This is a genomic window from Pseudomonas sp. LS44 (assembly GCF_024730785.1).
Taxonomy (GTDB): Bacteria; Pseudomonadota; Gammaproteobacteria; order Pseudomonadales; family Pseudomonadaceae; genus Aquipseudomonas.
This window is the reverse complement of the sequence record NZ_CP102830.1, coordinates 1529405-1545913: the sequence shown is the minus strand read 5'-3', so window position 1 is coordinate 1545913 and position 16509 is coordinate 1529405. Positions and strand designations below refer to the sequence as shown.

The 16509-nt window shown below is 62.0% G+C and carries 16 protein-coding genes; 3 read left to right on the top strand and 13 right to left on the bottom strand.

Annotation, left to right across the window (positions count from 1 at the left end; genetic code table 11):
* Positions 1-20: 20 nt before the first annotated feature.
* The 12 genes from NVV93_RS07005 to NVV93_RS06950 form a co-directional block, all read right to left on the bottom strand.
* Entirely contained in the window at positions 21-1436 is a 1416-nt protein-coding gene (locus tag NVV93_RS07005; protein WP_258253712.1) for an amino acid permease, read from the bottom strand.
* 352 nt (positions 1437-1788) lie between these two features.
* Positions 1789-2445 carry a maleylacetoacetate isomerase gene (gene maiA / locus NVV93_RS07000; protein ID WP_258253711.1) on the bottom strand — a complete coding sequence of 219 codons (657 nt, stop codon included), beginning with the start codon at positions 2443-2445 and terminating at the stop codon, positions 1789-1791.
* 175 nt (positions 2446-2620) lie between these two features.
* Entirely contained in the window at positions 2621-3604 is a 984-nt protein-coding gene (locus NVV93_RS06995; protein WP_258253710.1) for a fumarylacetoacetate hydrolase family protein, read from the bottom strand.
* 134 nt (positions 3605-3738) lie between these two features.
* Positions 3739-4875, bottom strand: coding sequence for a homogentisate 1,2-dioxygenase (locus NVV93_RS06990; RefSeq protein WP_258253709.1), 1137 nt, complete (start codon positions 4873-4875; stop codon positions 3739-3741).
* Positions 4876-5115: 240 nt separating this feature from the next.
* Positions 5116-6198, bottom strand: a complete 1083-nt coding sequence (gene hppD, locus NVV93_RS06985) for a 4-hydroxyphenylpyruvate dioxygenase (protein ID WP_258253708.1) — start codon at positions 6196-6198, stop codon at positions 5116-5118.
* Positions 6199-6436: 238 nt separating this feature from the next.
* A complete protein-coding gene (locus NVV93_RS06980) occupies positions 6437-6865 on the bottom strand; it encodes a VOC family protein (RefSeq protein ID WP_258253707.1) in 429 nt (142 codons plus the stop codon).
* Positions 6866-6875: 10 nt separating this feature from the next.
* Complete coding sequence (locus NVV93_RS06975; RefSeq protein WP_258253706.1) at positions 6876-7301, bottom strand: YciI family protein; 426 nt, start codon at positions 7299-7301, stop codon at positions 6876-6878.
* 271 nt (positions 7302-7572) lie between these two features.
* Positions 7573-9351, bottom strand: a complete 1779-nt coding sequence (locus tag NVV93_RS06970) for an ABC transporter ATP-binding protein (protein ID WP_258253705.1) — start codon at positions 9349-9351, stop codon at positions 7573-7575.
* Positions 9344-9979 carry a DsbA family protein gene (locus NVV93_RS06965; protein WP_258253704.1) on the bottom strand — a complete coding sequence of 212 codons (636 nt, stop codon included), beginning with the start codon at positions 9977-9979 and terminating at the stop codon, positions 9344-9346. The genes NVV93_RS06970 and NVV93_RS06965 overlap by 8 nt, the downstream gene beginning before the upstream one ends.
* Positions 9980-9986: 7 nt before the next feature.
* Positions 9987-10922 (bottom strand): rhodanese-related sulfurtransferase, encoded by a 936-nt coding sequence (locus NVV93_RS06960; RefSeq protein ID WP_258253703.1) that lies wholly within the window; start codon positions 10920-10922, stop codon positions 9987-9989.
* Positions 10923-11124: 202 nt separating this feature from the next.
* On the bottom strand, positions 11125-11430 hold the full coding sequence (locus tag NVV93_RS06955; RefSeq protein WP_258253702.1) for a BolA family transcriptional regulator: 306 nt from the start codon (positions 11428-11430) through the stop codon (positions 11125-11127).
* A 12-nt stretch (positions 11431-11442) separates the two neighbouring features.
* Positions 11443-11970 (bottom strand): DUF2059 domain-containing protein, encoded by a 528-nt coding sequence (locus tag NVV93_RS06950; protein ID WP_258253701.1) that lies wholly within the window; start codon positions 11968-11970, stop codon positions 11443-11445.
* A gap of 273 nt (positions 11971-12243) precedes the next feature.
* Here NVV93_RS06950 and NVV93_RS06945 point away from each other — a divergent pair, with 273 nt between their 5' ends.
* The 3 genes from NVV93_RS06945 (at position 12244) to NVV93_RS06935 (ending at position 15354) form a co-directional block, all read left to right on the top strand.
* Entirely contained in the window at positions 12244-13254 is a 1011-nt protein-coding gene (locus tag NVV93_RS06945; protein WP_258253700.1) for a DUF2804 domain-containing protein, read from the top strand.
* A gap of 89 nt (positions 13255-13343) precedes the next feature.
* Positions 13344-14738 carry a class II fumarate hydratase gene (locus NVV93_RS06940; RefSeq protein WP_258253699.1) on the top strand — a complete coding sequence of 465 codons (1395 nt, stop codon included), beginning with the start codon at positions 13344-13346 and terminating at the stop codon, positions 14736-14738.
* Positions 14731-15354: an NAD(P)H-dependent oxidoreductase gene (locus tag NVV93_RS06935; RefSeq protein ID WP_375162911.1), complete on the top strand. Its 624-nt coding sequence runs from the start codon at positions 14731-14733 to the stop codon at positions 15352-15354. Before NVV93_RS06940 ends, NVV93_RS06935 begins: the two co-directional genes overlap by 8 nt.
* A gap of 5 nt (positions 15355-15359) precedes the next feature.
* On the opposite strand, the gene NVV93_RS06930 is transcribed toward NVV93_RS06935, so the two are convergent.
* Positions 15360-16322 carry a DMT family transporter gene (locus NVV93_RS06930; RefSeq protein WP_258253698.1) on the bottom strand — a complete coding sequence of 321 codons (963 nt, stop codon included), beginning with the start codon at positions 16320-16322 and terminating at the stop codon, positions 15360-15362.
* Between the last annotated feature and the right edge of the window lie 187 nt (positions 16323-16509).

Below are 16509 nucleotides of genomic sequence, written 5' to 3'. Positions count from 1 at the left end.
TCGTCAATGGTACACGCCAGTCATTTGGCCGCCGAGCGCGACACCATCGGCGTGGAACCTTTGGCCAGACGCAGGCGATAGCAGACCCAGATGAACGCCAGCCAGAACGGAATCGCGTAGACCGAAATGCGGATGCCCGGGATCAGCAGCATCACGCCGAGGATCATGGCCACCCAGGCCAGGCACAGGTAGTTGCTGAATGGGTACCAGAAGGCCTTGAACGACGGCTCGACGCCCTGCTGTTGCATGGCCTTGCGGAATTTCAGGTGAGCCAGGCTGATCATCGCCCAGTTGATCACCAGCGCCGAGACCACCAGCGCCATCAGCAACTCCAGCGCTTCCTGCGGAGCCACGTAGTTGACCACCACGCACAGCAAGGTGATCAGCGCCGACACGCCGACGGCCAGCACCGGCACGTCGCGCTTGTTCAGCTTCATCATCGCCTTCGGCGCATCGCCCTGCTCGGCCAGGCCGTAGAGCATGCGGCTGTTGCTGTAGACGCCGCTGTTGTAGACCGACAGCGCGGCAGTAAGGACCACGAAGTTAAGGATGTGCGCGGCGGTACCTTCGCCGATCAGCGAGAAGATCTGCACGAACGGGCTGCTGCTGTAGGGGTCGCCGGACGCGTCGATAGTCGCCAGCAACTGGTCCCAGGGGTACAGCGAGAGCAGCACGGCCAGCGCACCGACATAGAAGATCAGGATGCGGTAGACCACCTGATTGATGGCCTTGGGAATCACCTTCTTCGGCTCGCTGGCCTCGGCGGCGGTGATGCCGACCAGTTCCAGGCCGCCGAAGGAGAACATGATGAAGGCCATCGCCATCAGCAACCCGGTGCCGCCGTTGGGGAAGAACCCGCCGTGGCTCCACAGGTTGCTGACCGTTGCTTGCGGGCCGCCGGTGCCGCTGGCCAGCAGGTAGCAGCCGAGCACGATCATGCCGATGATCGCCACCACTTTGATGATCGCGAACCAGAATTCGGTCTCGCCAAACACTTTGACGTTGGTCAGGTTGATCGCGTTGACCAGCACGAAGAACACCGCCGCGCTGGCCCAGGTGGGGATCTCCGGCCACCAGAACTGCACGTACTTGCCCACCGCTGTGAGCTCGGCCATGCCGACCAGCACATACAACACCCAGTAGTTCCAGCCGGACAGAAAGCCCGCGTAACCGCCCCAGTATTTGTGCGCAAAGTGGCTGAAGGAGCCGGCGACCGGTTCCTCGACGATCATCTCGCCAAGCTGACGCATGATCAGGAAGGCAATGAAACCGGCGATCGCGTAGCCGAGGATCATCGATGGCCCGGCCGATTTGAGCACCCCGGCCGAGCCGAGGAACAACCCGGTGCCAATCGCGCCGCCCAGGGCGATCAACTGGATATGGCGGTTCTTCAGGCCGCGCTTGAGTTTGCCCTGGTGCAGGACTGGTTCGGTCATTACGTCCCCTTACTGATTGTTTTTAGCTGTGACGAAATGGGACCCGCCGCGCTTATGACGCGGCGGAATTGAGATCGGCAGGTAGGCCGTGCACCTATCAGGCCGTTGAAAAACTACTGCGCTCGGCTATACCGCGTTGAAATCAGGCTCACAGCCGAAGGCTGAACGCACTTTAGCGCGGCCCCGAAGTGGGTGAGCGAAGCGAATCAAATGCTCATTTACCACTCGTAAACTGCGCTTTTTCGCCTGATTTATTCGCTGGCGCTTACCCTTCGGGCCAGCCTGCGGCTGTTACTCCCGTTGGTCGTTGCGCCTTGTCTAGCCTTCGCTCGCTACGTTTCTAAACGGCCTGCTATTCGGCGTCGGGCTGTTGCTCGGGTGCCGCGTTGCGGAACGCATCGAGACTTTCACAGCGGTCGACGACATCGAGGATGCGGGGATAAGGCTGAAGGTCACAGTTAAAACGCCGCGCATTGTACACCTGCGGGATCAGGCAGGCTTCCAGGTAACCCGGCCGCTGGCCCAGGGACAGACGACTGGGCAGTCGCGCCAGACCTTGCTCGACAGCCGCCAGGCCAGTCTCCACCCAGTGCCGGTACCAGGCGCTCTTGGCCTCGTCGGAGAGGTGCAACTCTTCGCTCAGGTACTTGGTCACCCGGGTGTTATTCAGCGGATGAATGTCACAGGCGATATGCAGCGCCAGCGCCCGGACTTGCGCGCGCAGCGGCGGTTCGCTCGGCAGCAGCGCCGGCACCGGGAAGACTTCATCGAGATACTCGATAATCGCCAGCGACTGGCCGATGCGCAGCTCACCGCCGCCGTTGCCGGTGTCCACCAGAAACGGCACCAGGCCTTGCGGGTTGAGTTTGCGGTACTCGGGCGTATGTTGCTGGCCGCCATCGCGAACCAGATGCACGGGGACTTGCTTGTAGGCCAGGCCCTTGAGATTGAGGGCAATTCTGACCCGGAAGGCGGCGCTGGAGCGCCAGTAGGAATAAAGGGTCAGCATTACCAATCTCCCAGTCTGTGTAGGGTGGAAAACCGCGAAGCGTTTTCCACCGGGTGGCGATCCACGGGATGGCCATCCACCGCAACGGTGGATGTAAAAAGCGACATCCACCCTACGGCCTGGGCGCAACCTTATAGGTGGGTTGAGCCTGCGACGCCCATCAACCCGAATGCGATTATCGCTGGTACTTCTCCACAGTCTGGTCGATGGCGCCGAAAAGGCTATTACGCTGATCGTCGAACATCTCAATCCGCACCCGGTCGCCAAATCTCAGGAACGGCGTGGTCGCTGCACCGCTTTCGACAATTTCCAGCATGCGTTTCTCCGCCAGACAGCTGGAGCCGGCCAAGCGGTCGTAGTTGGAGACCGTGCCCGAGCCGATGATGGTGCCGCTCCCCAGCGGGCGGGTCTTCGCGGCATGGGCGACCAGAGTGGGGAAATTGAAGGTCATGTCGACCCCTGCATCGGGCTGGCCGAACAGTTCGCCATTGAGATGGGTGACCAGCGGTCGATGCACCTTGCCATCGCGCCAGGCCTCGCCCAGCTCGTCCGGGGTCAGCGCCACCGGTGAGAAGCTCGAGGACGGCTTGCTCTGGTAGAAGCCGAATCCCTTGGCCAGCTCGCCGGGAATCAAATTGCGCAGCGAGACGTCGTTGACCAGCATCAGCAGCTGAATATGCCCAGCGGCCTCGGCGGCAGTCACACCCATCGGCACGTCATCGGTGATCACCGCGATTTCCGCCTCCAGGTCGATACCCCAGGCTTCGTCTGCCATGGCGATCGGCGCATGGGGCGGCAGAAAGGTGTCGGCGCCGCCTTGATACATCAGCGGCTCGTGCCAGAACGACTCCGGCATCTGCGCCCCACGCGCCTTGCGCACCAGCTCGACGTGATTGACATAGGCGCTGCCATCGGCCCAGTGAAAGGCGCGTGGCAGCGGGCTATGACAGTCGGCTTGATCGAAGACAAACGCGTCTTCGCACAGGCCATCGTTGAGACGCTGATAGATGGCCTCCAGCTGCGGACGTTTGATGTCCCAATCATCCAGGGCGATCTGCAGGGTGGCGGCGATCTGCGGGACCTTCACCGCGCGGGACAGATCACGGGACACCACCAGCAGCACGCCGTCGCGGCCTTGATTCAGAGATGCAAGTTTCATCGTTCAACCTTCTTCGAATTCTGAGTTGTTCTCCCCCTCTCCCACCTGTGGGAGAGGGGCCGGGGGAGAGGGTGAAGTGGTTAACGCTGCCCTACCCTCTCCACTAGGCGTGCCCCCATAAACGGGAGAGGGAGCTATAAAACGCCCGGCGCTCGCCAGGAGTTCACGTACTCGGGCACGTCCACGCCGGCGGCCGCTTCGCCGATTTCCAGGGCGCGGCGGGCGTCGATCATCACCGCCACTTCGTCGGCGAAGGTCGCCGGATCTTCCTGGCTCTTCTTCAGCGCCTTCGGATGCGGGCCGTGGGGGAAGCCGCAGGGATGCAGGGTGACCATCCCCGCCTCGATGTTGTCGCGGCTGAAGAAGTTGCCGCGGTGATAGAACAGCACTTCGTCGTAGTCATCGTTGTTGTGGAAGAACGGCACCTTGAGCACGCCGGGATCGCTTTCCACCGGCCGCGGGGTAAAAGTGCAGACCACGAAACCGTTGGCCACGAAGGTGGTGTGTGCCGAGGGCGGCAGGTGATAGCGGTGGCTCATCAGCGGGCGGATATCGCGCCAGTTGAGGCGCACCACGGTGTTGTCGCCATGCCAGCCGACCACGTCCAGCGGGTTGTACGGATAGGTCACGGTGCTGATCTGGTTGCGCCGCTTGATCCGCACCTGCCAGCGATTCTCGTCCTGCTGGGCCTTGAAGGCCTCGTCGAGGCGCGGATGATCGAGCATCGCCGGGTCGAAGATCGCCTGCGGGCCGAGCAGCCCCTTGTCCGGCAGCATGTAGGCGCCGTCAGTGTTTTCGATCAGCAGCATAAAGGTCGGCGCACTCGGCTCGATGCGCCAGGCGGTGCCGCGCGGGATCATCAGGTAGTCACCGTCGCGGTATTCCAAGTGGCCGAAATCGCAATAGAAGTGCCCGGCGCCCTCATGAACGAACAGCAATTCGTCGCCATCGGCATTACGCACCAGATGGCGCATCGCCTCACGGGATTTCCACAGGCGCAGCTTGAGATCGCCGTTGTGCAGCGCCAGCGGCGCCTGCCACGGACAATCGGATTCGCTGGCGATTTTGTTGAAGTTGAAGGCATGCGGACGCAACGGCCCTTGCCAGTCGACCCACCCGGTCGGCGGATGTCGGTGATGCAGATGCGAAGCCGGGCCGAAGAAGCCTTCGCGGCCCATTTCGCGCTCGTAGGTGCCACTCGGCAGGTCGCAATGCGCCTGCCGCGAGCAGTCACCCTCGCGGATGGGAAAGCTGATCCATTTGCGGCTCATGGCCGGTGTCTCCTCGATGCGGCGTTTTCGGGTGGGTATCGCACGCTCAACCCATCCTGCAATCGCCCCAGTGTCGACCTTTGTAGGAGCGAATTCATTCGCGATTACGGACTATTCAGCATCGCCGGATCGCGAATGAATTCGCTCCTACAGCGCGCGCCAGACCAAGTGGGTTAGACGCATCCAGCGCTTTGCGCTAATACGGCTGCGGTGCGAGCGCCTAACCCACCCGGTTTGTGCTCAGTCCACCTTCAGCACACCACGGCGAATCTGGTCTTCCTCGATCGACTCGAACAGCGCCTTGAAGTTGCCCTCGCCAAAGCCCTGGTTGCCCTTGCGCTGGATGATTTCGAAGAAAATCGGGCCGATCACCGTGTTGGTGAAGATCTGCAGAAGAATCCCGTCATCTTCGGGCGCGCCATCGATCAGGATGCTCAGCTCGCGCAGCGTCGCCGTGGGCTCGCCGTGGCCGGCCACGCGCTGATCGACCTTTTCATAATAGGTGTCGGGCGTGGCCATGAAGTCCACGCCGTTGGCGCGCAGCTTGCGCACCGTGGCGTAGATATCCTCGCTGGCCAGGGCGATGTGCTGAATACCTTCGCCGTGGTACTCGCGAATGAACTCCTCGATCTGCGAGCTCTCGTCCGCCGATTCGTTGATCGGGATGCGAATCTTGCCGCACGGTGCGGTCATCGCCCGGGAGAACAAGCCGGTTAGCTTGCCCTCGATATCGAAGTAGCGAATCTCGCGGAAATTGGCGATGCGCTCGTAGAAACCCGACCACACATCCATCTGCCCACGTTTGACGTTGTGGGTCAGATGGTCGATCTGGGTCAGGCCCACCGCGTTATCGGTGGCGCTGCGCCCTTCGATGAACTGGAAGTCGACGTCGTAGATGCTCTTGTCGCCGTAACGGTCGACCAGATACAGCAGCGAGCCACCAATGCCCTCGACGCAGGGAATGTTCAGCTCACCGAAGTTGGCGTGACTGCCGACCAGCGTGGCGCCCTGGGCCTCGACATACGCCGCCGCCTGCGCGGCATTTTTGACCCGGAAGGCCATCGCGCAGGCACTGGGCCCATGCTTTTCGCCAAAGGCACGCACGTGCCCGGCGGGGCTGCCGTTGAGCACAAAGTTGATGTCGTTCTGCTGGAACAGAAAGACTTCCTTGGAGCGGTGCTTGGCGGTTTCGGTGAAGCCCATGGCGGTGAACAGCTCACGCAGCTGCTCGATGCCGGTGGTGTCGGGGGCAGTGAATTCGACGAACTCGAAGCCGTCAGTACCGATGGGATTGTGCAACTCGATCTTGGCCACGGCGTTCATTCAGCCTCCCGGTGTGATGTTGTTATCGGTGCACCTTGAGCAGTGCAGATAACCCTCATGACAACCGAGAGACTGAACGTCCACAAGCTACCGGCCGGCGCCGGCGCTGCAGCCTGACGACGCTTTTGGCAGGTTTTTCTTACAGCGCGTTTGAGAGCAGCGTTTGCTGGGTACAGATTCGGCCATTCGTAAGAAATTCCTTACAAGGTGGTGCATCCGCCTGCCGATCCATCTTCCATCAGCGCCCTGGCTCCTGATCGCAGGTTGAGTAGTTGATCATCCACGGCACGCCAAAGCGGTCGACCAACATGCCAAAGCGTTTCGCCCAGAAGGTTTCCTGCAAGGGCATCTGAATCTCACCGCGATCGCCGAGGGCGCTGAACAGGCGTTCGGCCTCCTCCACGCTGTCGACTTGCAAGGTCACCGAGCAGCCCTTGATACCCTCGTAGACGTGCGGCGGGCAGTTGTCGGAGCCCATCAGCAGCTGATCGCCCACGGTCAGGCAGGTATGCATGATGCGCTCCCGGTACTCGGCGGGCATTTCGGCGCAGTCGGGCGCTTCGCCGAAACGCAGCATGGCGTCGAGCGTGCCGCCCAGGCATTTGGCGTAAAAAGTGAAGGCGGCCTCGCATTGGCCATCGAAGATCAAATAGTTATGGATTTTCATCGCATGCCTCTCAGGACTTAGCGGCGATTTGCGCGCGGATACGGTCTTCCTGCTCGCGCAGTTCGGGGGTGAACTCGGCGCCAAAATCTTCGGCTTCGAAGATCTGCCGAATCTCGATATCGGAGGCGCCAGGCATCGGGTTGGGGCAGCGTTTCACCCAGGCGATGCACTCTTCCAGGGAGGCGACCTGGAAGATCCAGAAGCCGGCGATCAGCTCCTTGGTCTCGACAAAAGGCCCATCGATCACGCTGCGCTGATCGCCGGAAAAACGCACCCGCGCGCCTCTGGAACTGGGATGCAAACCCTCGCCGCCGAGCATCACCCCCGCCGCGGCCAGTTCTTCGTTGTAACGACCCATTGCCGCGAGCAGCTCTTCGCTAGGCATCACGCCGGCTTCGGAATCCTGGGTGGCTCTGACTATCACCATAAATCGCATCGTCATTTCTCCTTATCTGGTCAAGAAGCCGCTGGCTGCGCAGGCGGCAGGGAATGAACCAATAGCGTGGTTCTGACCAGTAATCGAACCAGCAGCGGGCAAATCGACGGAGCGTCGAAAAATTTTGTGGCCGAGGTGTTTCGAGGCGAGAAACCAGTGCGCTGGCGGACAGCGAGACGCATTGCCAGGAAGGCAAGATCGAGCCGGGCACCTGACGGTCTGCGCTAACGAAAAAGCCGCCTCAATTGAGGCGGCTTTTTTTATGCGCGGATCAGTGCTGCAGGTGGCCGTACAGCCGGGCGTAGAGGCCGCCATCGGCGATTAGTTGCTGATGGTCGCCATCTTCGGCGATCCGTCCGCCGTCGAAGACCAGCACGCGGTCGGCCTGTTTAACCGCAGACAAGCGGTGGGCGATGATCAGCGTGGTGCGACCATGCAGGAAGCGGCCCAGGGCTTGATGCAGGGCGTATTCGGTAGCCGCATCGAGGGCCGAGGTGGCCTCGTCGAGAATCACCACCTTAGGCTCGGCAAGGACCATCCGGGCAATCGCCAGACGTTGCCGCTGGCCGCCGGAAAGACGCACGCCGGAGCGGCCGACCACACTGTCCAGGCCTTGTGGCAAGGCGCGAATGGTGTCGGCCAGCTGGGCGATTTCCAGCGCCCGCCAGCAGGCGTCGTCGCCGCGCTCACGGCCCATGGTCAGGTTGGCGCGCACGCTGTCGTTGAACAGCGCCGGATGCTGCAACACCACCGCCACATGGTCACGCACCCGCTCCAGGCCAATCTGTTCGAGGCTGCTGCCGCCAAAGCGGATACTGCCGGCCTGGGCGCTGTAAAGGCCGAGGAGCAGCTGCACCAAGGTACTTTTGCCGCCGCCACTGGCACCGACGATGGCCACCTTCTCGCCCGGCGCGATGGCCAGATCGAGACCGTCGAGCACTGGCTCGTCGCGATAGGCGAAGGTCAGCCCGCGCACTTCGATACCGACCGTTTCGCGGCCCTTGAAGGGATCGACGCTGCCGACGTGCTGCGGCTCGTCGGCCCGCGCCAGCAGCTCATTGATGCGGGTCAGCGCACCACCGGCGGCGTAGTAGGCGTATTGCAGGCTGAGCAATTGCTCGACCGGGCCGATCATGTACCAGAGGTAGCTGAACACCGCGAGCATCTGGCCGATGGTCAGGTCGGAGAACAACACGGTGAGCATCGCCGCGGCGCGAAACACGTCGATACCGAACTGGAACAGCAGACCACTGGCGCGCCCGGCCGCATCGCTCTTCCACATCGAGGCCACGGCATAGTCGCGGACTTCCTCGGCACGTTTGCCCAGGCGCCCGAGGAAGAAGCCCTGGCGGTTGGCGGCGCGGACTTCCTGAATCGCCTCGAGGGTTTCGGTCAGCGCCTGGGTAAAGCGCGACGTGCTGTCGTTCTCCAGTTTCTTCAGATGCTTGACGCGCTTGCCCAGCTGCACCGTGGCGTAGATCACCAGCGGGTTGAACAGCAGGATCAGCAGTGCCAGCTGCCAATGCATCCACATCAGGATGGCGGCGGTGCCGGTCAGGGTCAGTATCGCGACCAGAAACCGGCTGAGGGTTTCGCCGACGAATTTGTCCAGGGTATCCAGGTCGGTGACCAGGTGCGTGGTCACCGTGCCGCTACCCAGGCTTTCGTACTCACCCAGCGAGATGCGCTTGAGGCGCTCGATCAGGCGGATGCGGATGCGGTAGACGATGTCCTTGGACAGCCGCGCGAACAGGCGCGCCTGCAGCACGTTGAAGACCATCGAAGTGCCGCGCAGCAGCAGGGTCAGGACCACCATCAGGCCGACATAACCCAGCGGGCTCTGCCATGCCACCGGCAGGAAGTTATCCATCACCTTGAGCGCCGCGTCGCCCTGCTTAAGCAGCACCTCATCGACCAGCAGAGGCAGGAGCAGAGGAATCGGCACGCTGCACAGCGTCGCCAGGACCGCGATGCCATTGGCCAGAATAAGGGCTTTACGGTGGCGCAAGGCCAGGCGACGGATTTCCGTCCAACTCAGCCGATCAAGCATGCGCACCTCGCTCCAGCCAGCGCGCCAGCAGCGGCGCCAGTTGGCTGAGCGGCTGATAACCATTGGTCAACAGTGCCAACTGGCCGTTGCGCTCGGCCAACAGGGTCGGAAATCCGGCAATGCCCAGATCCTGAACCCAGGAAAAATCCGCCTGCGTCGCCGCGCGTTGCTCGGCGCTGTCGAACGCATCGACAAACACCATCCGCGGCAGCCCCACCGCTTCAGCCAGTTCGACCAATACCGTCGGCTGCGTGACATCCCGACCGTCGACGTAGAACGCCTGCTGAATGCGCTGCATCAGGACGTAAGCACTCTCGGCATCCAGGCTGCGCGCCGCGACCAGCGCGCGGCAGGCGGGCTCGGTGTCGTAGACGAAGCCGTCAGGCATGGCGCCCTCGAAACGGAATGGCTGGCCCGTGCTGCGCTCGACTTCATGCCAATGCTCGAGGATGTAGTCGCGCCGGGTTGGCTCAAGTGCCGCCCCGCCGCCGGTGCGCAGGCCGCCGGCGATCAGTTGCAGCGGTACGCCGGCGGCCTGCGCTTGCGCGGCAAGGGCGTCGAGCACCGGGGCAAAGCCCCAGCACCAAGAGCACATCGGGTCCATCACATAGAGCAAACGGGCGTGCATGCAGTCACTACTCTGTTTTTAGACGCGGGTTGTAGCCCAGAGGATGCGGTTGATTGCGCACCCTGGCCAGTTCGATCTGCTTCTGCCGCTCGCGTGCGCCAGCGCGGGTCTTCTCGCTCAGCGAGTCCCAGCAATGCGCGCAGCTGATACCGGCGACATAGTGCGGCGACTGGCGATCCTCGAGCGAAATCGGCATGCGACAGGCGTGGCATTGATCGAACTCGCCTTCGCTGAGGTCATGGCGCACGGTGACCCGGTTATCGAACACGAAACAGTCGCCACGCCAGCGGGTCTGCTCTTCGGGCACTGCTTCGAGGTATTTGAGAATGCCGCCCTTGAGGTGATAAACCTCCTCAAACCCTGCGCCAAGCATGTAGCTGGAGGCCTTTTCACAACGAATGCCGCCGGTGCAGAACATCGCCACTTTCTTGTGCTTGGCCGGGTCGAAGTGCGCCTGGATGTAGTCGGGGAACTCGCGGAACGACTTGGTCTGCGGATCGACCGCGCCTTCGAAGGTGCCGATGGCCACTTCGTAGTCGTTACGGGTATCGATCAGCAGGACTTCCGGGTCGCTGATCAGCGCGTTCCAGTCCTGCGCGTCGACGTAGGTGCCGACCTGCTGATTCGGATCGACGCCCGCCACACCGAGGGTGACGATTTCCTTCTTCAGCTTGACCTTGGTGCGGTAGAACGGCTGCTCATTGCAATACGACTCTTTGTGGTCGATATCGACGAAGCGCGGATCGCCCTTAAGCCAGGCGAGCAACCCGTCGATGCCTTGGCGGCTACCGGAAACCGTGCCGTTGATGCCTTCTTCGGCCAGCAGCAGGGTGCCTTTGATGTCGTGCTCGAGCAGGGTTTGCAACAGCGGTTCGCGCAGCGCGATGTAATCCGTCAAGGTGACGAACTTGTAGAGCGCCGCCACGACTATGTTCTGAGTCATGCGGGGAATTTCCTTCAGTAGTCGCCCCCGTAAAGGGCGGACTGGGATTAAACGACTAGGCCGACTGGAGCCAGCGCGGGCGGATTCTAACAAAAAGTCCGCGGCGCGCCGTCCCCCTTGGTCGACCTCGACCGGCCAAGTCGATTGCCCTGGCCCGGTCGATTGCCAGCACATTGGCTGGCTATTGCAGAAACATGCGCGGTCAGTGGTCGTGCTTGCTGCCACCGCGGCACGTCGGCGAATCTGGCGCATTGCCCTGCACCGCCCATTCCTCGGGGGTATAGGTATGCAGCGCCAAGGCATGGAACTCGCCCATCAACTCGCCAAGCGCGGCATACACCTTCTGATGGCGTTTGACCGCGTTCAGACCGGCAAACAACGCACTGACTACTACCGCCTTGAAGTGCGTTTCCAGGCCACGGCTATGCATATGGCTTTCGTCCAACACTTCAAGATGCTGCGGCTCCAGAGCGGCCAAGGCCGTCTGGATTCGTTCACGCATGCTCATGCAAAGCTCCGCTTACGGCTTTTTGGCTGGCGCTGCGGGTGCGGCGTCTTTAGGGGCCAATTGGGTGGTCATGTCGGCGAGCAGTTTGTTGACTTCCGGCACAGCGGCTTCGAGTTTGCCTTGAGTCATCTGGGCAGACTTCTCGGTCAGCTCCGGCATTTTCGCCAGCATTTTCTTGCCCAGCGGCGACTCATAGAAGGCCAGCAGATCTTTCAGCTCCTGCTCGCTGAAGTTGCTGGTGTACAGCTTGACCATATCCGGCTTGATCTGATTCCAGCCGATGGCTTTGTCCAGCGCAGCGTTGGCCTTGGCCTGGTAGCTCTCGAGCAGCGCTTTCTTGGATTCCGGCGCTTGGGTCTGGGCAAAGCGCTGGGCAAACATCCGCTGCACCTGGGAGTACACCGGCACGGTCAACTTGTCGGCATGCGCCAGTTTGAGAAAACGCTCGGCATTGGCGGCATGGCTAGCGGCATCGGCGAATACCTGGCCGCTGAGACCAGCGAGGAGAACGGCAGTACACAGTGCACGAATCGGTGTCATCAAGGATTCCTTATCTTTCTGAGAGGCCATCGGGCACGGCAAGCCTCGGGGGAGGCCATTCTGCGCCCTGCCCGTCCACGGCTCAAGGGTGTGGCGATTGCGCACGGTTCACAAACCAAGCGAGGCACAAGACACAGAGGACAGAATTGCCAAAGTGCCAGTACTTGCCCATCCTTAGGCCTGCTGGGCATGCTTTACGCCCTCGCCAGGCAAGGCTGTCCTGCCTTATTGCGCCTTGTCTTGCCCCTCTCGAACGCACACACGGACGTGCTGATGAATAGTTTGACCCGTACCGGCAACCCACCCTTGCAATCCCTCTGCGATGCCAATGGCCAGCTATCGTCCGCTGCCATCGGCTGGTCACCCCGACCGCAGGTGCATTGCGCCCTGCCCGGGAATGTCTTTCGCCGGAAACGCTGGAACCACTGGTGCGTCACCACGCCTCGCTGGATGCTGTCGCTGACTCTCGCCAACGTCGATTACCTCAGCTTCGGCGCCGTCTATTTCCTCGATCTGGATAGTGGCGAAGCGGTTGCTCGCCGCCAGATACGCCTGTTTGGCCGCGGCTGCGAGCTGCCCGACACGCCACTGGAAAGCCACGCGTTTCATCACCCGCTCCTACAGCTAAAGGCCGATGCCCAGCCCGGCCGTCTGCGTTTGACCGTGATCGCTCCGGATATCGGTGGTCAGCCCCTGCATGCTGCCCTTGATATCCAGCGCCCGGCCCATCTTGACTCGGTCAATCTGGTCGTGCCCTTGGCCAATAACGGCTTCCATGCCACCTCCCGGCATCTGGGGCTGCCCACCAATGGCAGCGTGCATCTGGGTCAACGCCAATACAATTGCGATCTGGGCCAGAGCTTTGCTGCGCTGGATTTCGGCCGGGGCGTCTGGCCGCTGCATAGCCACTGGACGCGCGCCGCCTTTGCCGCACCAGGCGGCATCGCCGGTAATTTCGGCTCGGGCTGGACCGACGCCAGCGGTCTGTCGGAAAACGCCTTGTGGTTCGGTGGCGAACTGACCCATCTGGAATGCCAGGTCCGCATCGAGCAGACAGCGAGCCATCCCCTCGCCCCCTGGGCCCTGGCGACCGAAGACCGGCGCGTCGACCTGACCTTCACCCCTCGACAATTCCATCGTGCGGGCCCGCGACTGGGACCTTTCTATGCGGGTACCGGCCAATGGTTCGGGCATTTCAACGGCATGCTGCGCGACTCCAATGGCGAGCGCGTGCCCGTACACAATGCAGTCGGCTGGCTGGGCAACACCGAAGCTCGCTGGTAGAGGCAAGCGAGTGGAGTTATATCGATCGATGAGGAACCCGCGGCCGATGATGCGGCCTAAACTGCCGGAAGACCCTCCGGAGAACCATCATGAGCCGTACCGAAACCGATAGTCTCGGCCCCGTCGAAGTCGCCGAAGAGGCCTACTGGGGCGCCCAGACCCAGCGTTCCCTGATCAATTTCGCCATCGGCAGGGAGCATATGCCGCTGGCGGTATTACACGGCCTGGCCTTGATCAAGAAGGCCGCGGCGCGGATCAACAATCGCAACGGCGACCTGCCACACGATATCGCCCGACTGATCGAGCAAGCCGCCGATGAAGTGCTCGACGGGCAACTCGACGATCAGTTTCCGCTGATGGTGTGGCAGACCGGCAGCGGTACGCAAAGCAACATGAACGTCAACGAAGTAATCGCCGGGCGCGCCAATGAACTGGCCGGCAATGGGCGTGGCGGGAAAAATCCGGTCCACCCGAACGATCACGTCAATCGCGGGCAAAGCTCCAACGACTGCTTCCCCACCGCCATGCACATCTCCGCCGTGCAGGCCGTGCAACACGCCCTGCTGCCGGCGATCGCCGAGCTTTCCGGCGGCCTCGCCGAACAGGCCGCGCGCCACAGCAAACTGGTGAAAACCGGGCGCACCCACATGATGGACGCCACACCAATCACCTTCGGCCAGGAACTGTCGGCCTTTGTCGCCCAACTCAACTATGCCGAGCGTGCCTTGCGGGCCGCGTTGCCGGCTGCCTGTGAGCTAGCTCAAGGCGGCACGGCCGTGGGTACCGGACTCAATGCCCCGCCGGGTTTTTCCGAGGCCATGGCCGCCGAACTGGCCGCGCTCTCCGGCCTGCCGCTAACCAGCGCGCCGAACAAATTTGCCGCGCTGGCCGGGCATGAACCCCTGGTGACGCTGGCCGGGGCGCTGAAAACCCTGGCCGTGGCATTGATGAAGATCGCCAACGACTTGCGCCTGCTCAGCTCCGGCCCGCGCGCCGGATTTGCCGAGGTCAAGCTGCCGGCCAACGAACCGGGCAGCTCGATCATGCCCGGCAAGGTCAACCCGACGCAGTGCGAGGCGCTGTCGATGATCGCCTGCCAGGTGCTCGGCAACGATGCATGCATCAGCTTCGCCGCCAGTCAGGGTCATCTGCAGCTGAATGTGTTCAAACCGGTGATCATCCACAACCTGCTGCAATCGATCGAATTGCTCGCCGATGGCTGCCGCAACTTCCAGCAGCACTGCGTCGCCGGCATGGAACCGGATGCCGAACAGATGGCCGCCCACCTGGAGCGCGGCTTGATGCTGGTAACCGCGCTGAATCCGCACATCGGCTATGACAAGTCCGCGGAAATCGCCAAGAAAGCTTACAGCGAAGGCACAACGCTGCGCGAGGCGGCGCTGGAGCTGGGCTATTTGACTGAAGAGCAGTTCGACGCCTGGGTGCGTCCGGAAAGCATGCTGGAGAGTGGGCAACATGGTTGAGATGACGAAAACCGGCGCCACCCCGCTGGAAGGCGACGGCAAACGCATCCTGATGATCTTCGGCACCCCCAAAACCGGCAGCTTGTGCCATGCCCTCGGCGAAGCCTACGCCCAGGGCGCGCGCAGCGAGGGCCATGTAGTGCGCCAGTTGAAGCTGGGCGAGATGCAGTTCGACCCCATCCTGCATGGCGGTTACGACTCGAATCAGCCCCTGGAAACCGACCTGCTTGAAGCGCAGCGGCAGATCCATTGGGCCGAGCATCTGGTGTTGGTCTATCCGGTCTGGTGGGGCGGCTTGCCGGCCTTGCTGCAAGGCTTTTTCGATCGGGTCTTCCAGCCCGGTTTCGCCTTCAAGTACCGCAACACTCGCTCCCAGCACTGGGACAAATTGTTGACCGGACGCAGCGCCGACCTGCTCGTCACGCTCGACACCTCGCGCTGGTACTTCCGCTGGATCTACGGTGCGCCGGCGCATCGCCAGATGACCCGCACGATACTCGGCAGCTGTGGGGTCAAGACCCGCCGGCTGACTGAGTTTTCCCCGGTCCGCCCGTCTTCCGAGGCGCAGCGTCAGGATTGGCTGCGGCGCGCCGAACAACTCGGCATGCGCGCCTGATGCGGTTACAACTGGCCCGCGAGGCGGGCCCGCCGGGCGCGCAGACTCGCCAGCAATGACGGCCCTAGCGCGGTAAGGGCCGAACCCAATACCACCAGCAGCGCGCCGAAATACGACAAGGCATTGATCTGTTCGGGCTGCACATGCTCGGGCCACCAACTCGCGGCCAGCGCTACCGAGGCGAAGGTCACCAGCGGCGTGATCGCCAACGTCGCACTGACCCGCGAAGCCTCCCAATGCGCCAACGCTTCGGCGAACGCACCGTAAGCCACCAGGGTGTTCAAACAGCAGCCGAGAAGTAACCAACCCTGCAGCGGGCTCAGACTGACGATCTGCAGCGGCTGCGCCCATGGCGTGATGACCAGCGCGCAAGCCAGGTAGATCACCATCATCACCTGTACCGAATCCCAAACCGTCAGCAACTGCTTCTGCGCCAGCCCGTAAAACGTCCAGATAAACGCCGCGAGCAGCACGATCAGCACGCCGGTGGTGTACGTCGTCAGGGAGGACAGCAACTCCGCCAGCCGCTGGTTGAAGAACAAGCCGAAACCCAGCAGCAAGATCACCAGACCGACCGCCTGGCCGAAGCTGAAGCGCTCGCGGAACACGAAAATACTGCTGATCAGAAACAACACCGGGGCCATCTGAATCACCAATTGGGTGGTCCCCGGACTGAGCAGCTGCAGGCCCAATAGATAGAAAACGTAGTTGCCAACCAGACCGGCAATGGCCAACAGCAGCAGCCAGCAGCCCTTGCCACCCAAGAGCGGGAGGCTCGGCAAGCGCCGACTCGCGGCTAAATAGCCCAGCAAGATCGAACCGGAAACCAACAGGCGATACCAGGTGACGGTGACGGGATCCATCGCCTGCAGCACTTCTTTGAGCAGGATCGGCAGAACGCCCCACAACACAGCGGTGGTGAGCGCGAGTAGCAGGCCGTAGAGCCAGCGGCCGGAAGAAACGTGCATGGCAGCCTCGAATTGGCAGAGCTGCAAAACCTGAGACGCAAGTAGCAGCTGCAAACCAACATTCTAGGCGCCAGCTGCTGTGGCTCTACAGGGACAGTTGCCCCGTGATCAGGCGAAGAACTGTATGGCTGAAAAATGCATTCGCCGGAAATTTGACGAAAAATAGCGAAAACCAGCAAAAAATTAG

Coding starts and splice junctions, on each gene's coding strand:
- NVV93_RS06965 (WP_258253704.1), bottom strand. CDS start 9,979: ATGCACGCCCGTTTGCTCTATGTGATGGACCCGATGTGCTCTTGGTGC.
- NVV93_RS06970 (WP_258253705.1), bottom strand. CDS start 9,351: ATGCTTGATCGGCTGAGTTGGACGGAAATCCGTCGCCTGGCCTTGCGC.
- NVV93_RS07005 (WP_258253712.1), bottom strand. CDS start 1,436: ATGACCGAACCAGTCCTGCACCAGGGCAAACTCAAGCGCGGCCTGAAG.
- NVV93_RS06990 (WP_258253709.1), bottom strand. CDS start 4,875: ATGAGCCGCAAATGGATCAGCTTTCCCATCCGCGAGGGTGACTGCTCG.
- NVV93_RS06960 (WP_258253703.1), bottom strand. CDS start 10,922: ATGACTCAGAACATAGTCGTGGCGGCGCTCTACAAGTTCGTCACCTTG.
- NVV93_RS06940 (WP_258253699.1), top strand. CDS start 13,344: ATGAGCCGTACCGAAACCGATAGTCTCGGCCCCGTCGAAGTCGCCGAA.
- maiA (WP_258253711.1), bottom strand. CDS start 2,445: ATGCTGACCCTTTATTCCTACTGGCGCTCCAGCGCCGCCTTCCGGGTC.
- NVV93_RS06935 (WP_375162911.1), top strand. CDS start 14,731: ATGGTTGAGATGACGAAAACCGGCGCCACCCCGCTGGAAGGCGACGGC.
- NVV93_RS06995 (WP_258253710.1), bottom strand. CDS start 3,604: ATGAAACTTGCATCTCTGAATCAAGGCCGCGACGGCGTGCTGCTGGTG.
- NVV93_RS06945 (WP_258253700.1), top strand. CDS start 12,244: ATGAATAGTTTGACCCGTACCGGCAACCCACCCTTGCAATCCCTCTGC.
- NVV93_RS06950 (WP_258253701.1), bottom strand. CDS start 11,970: ATGACACCGATTCGTGCACTGTGTACTGCCGTTCTCCTCGCTGGTCTC.
- NVV93_RS06930 (WP_258253698.1), bottom strand. CDS start 16,322: ATGCACGTTTCTTCCGGCCGCTGGCTCTACGGCCTGCTACTCGCGCTC.
- hppD (WP_258253708.1), bottom strand. CDS start 6,198: ATGAACGCCGTGGCCAAGATCGAGTTGCACAATCCCATCGGTACTGAC.
- NVV93_RS06980 (WP_258253707.1), bottom strand. CDS start 6,865: ATGAAAATCCATAACTATTTGATCTTCGATGGCCAATGCGAGGCCGCC.
- NVV93_RS06975 (WP_258253706.1), bottom strand. CDS start 7,301: ATGCGATTTATGGTGATAGTCAGAGCCACCCAGGATTCCGAAGCCGGC.
- NVV93_RS06955 (WP_258253702.1), bottom strand. CDS start 11,430: ATGAGCATGCGTGAACGAATCCAGACGGCCTTGGCCGCTCTGGAGCCG.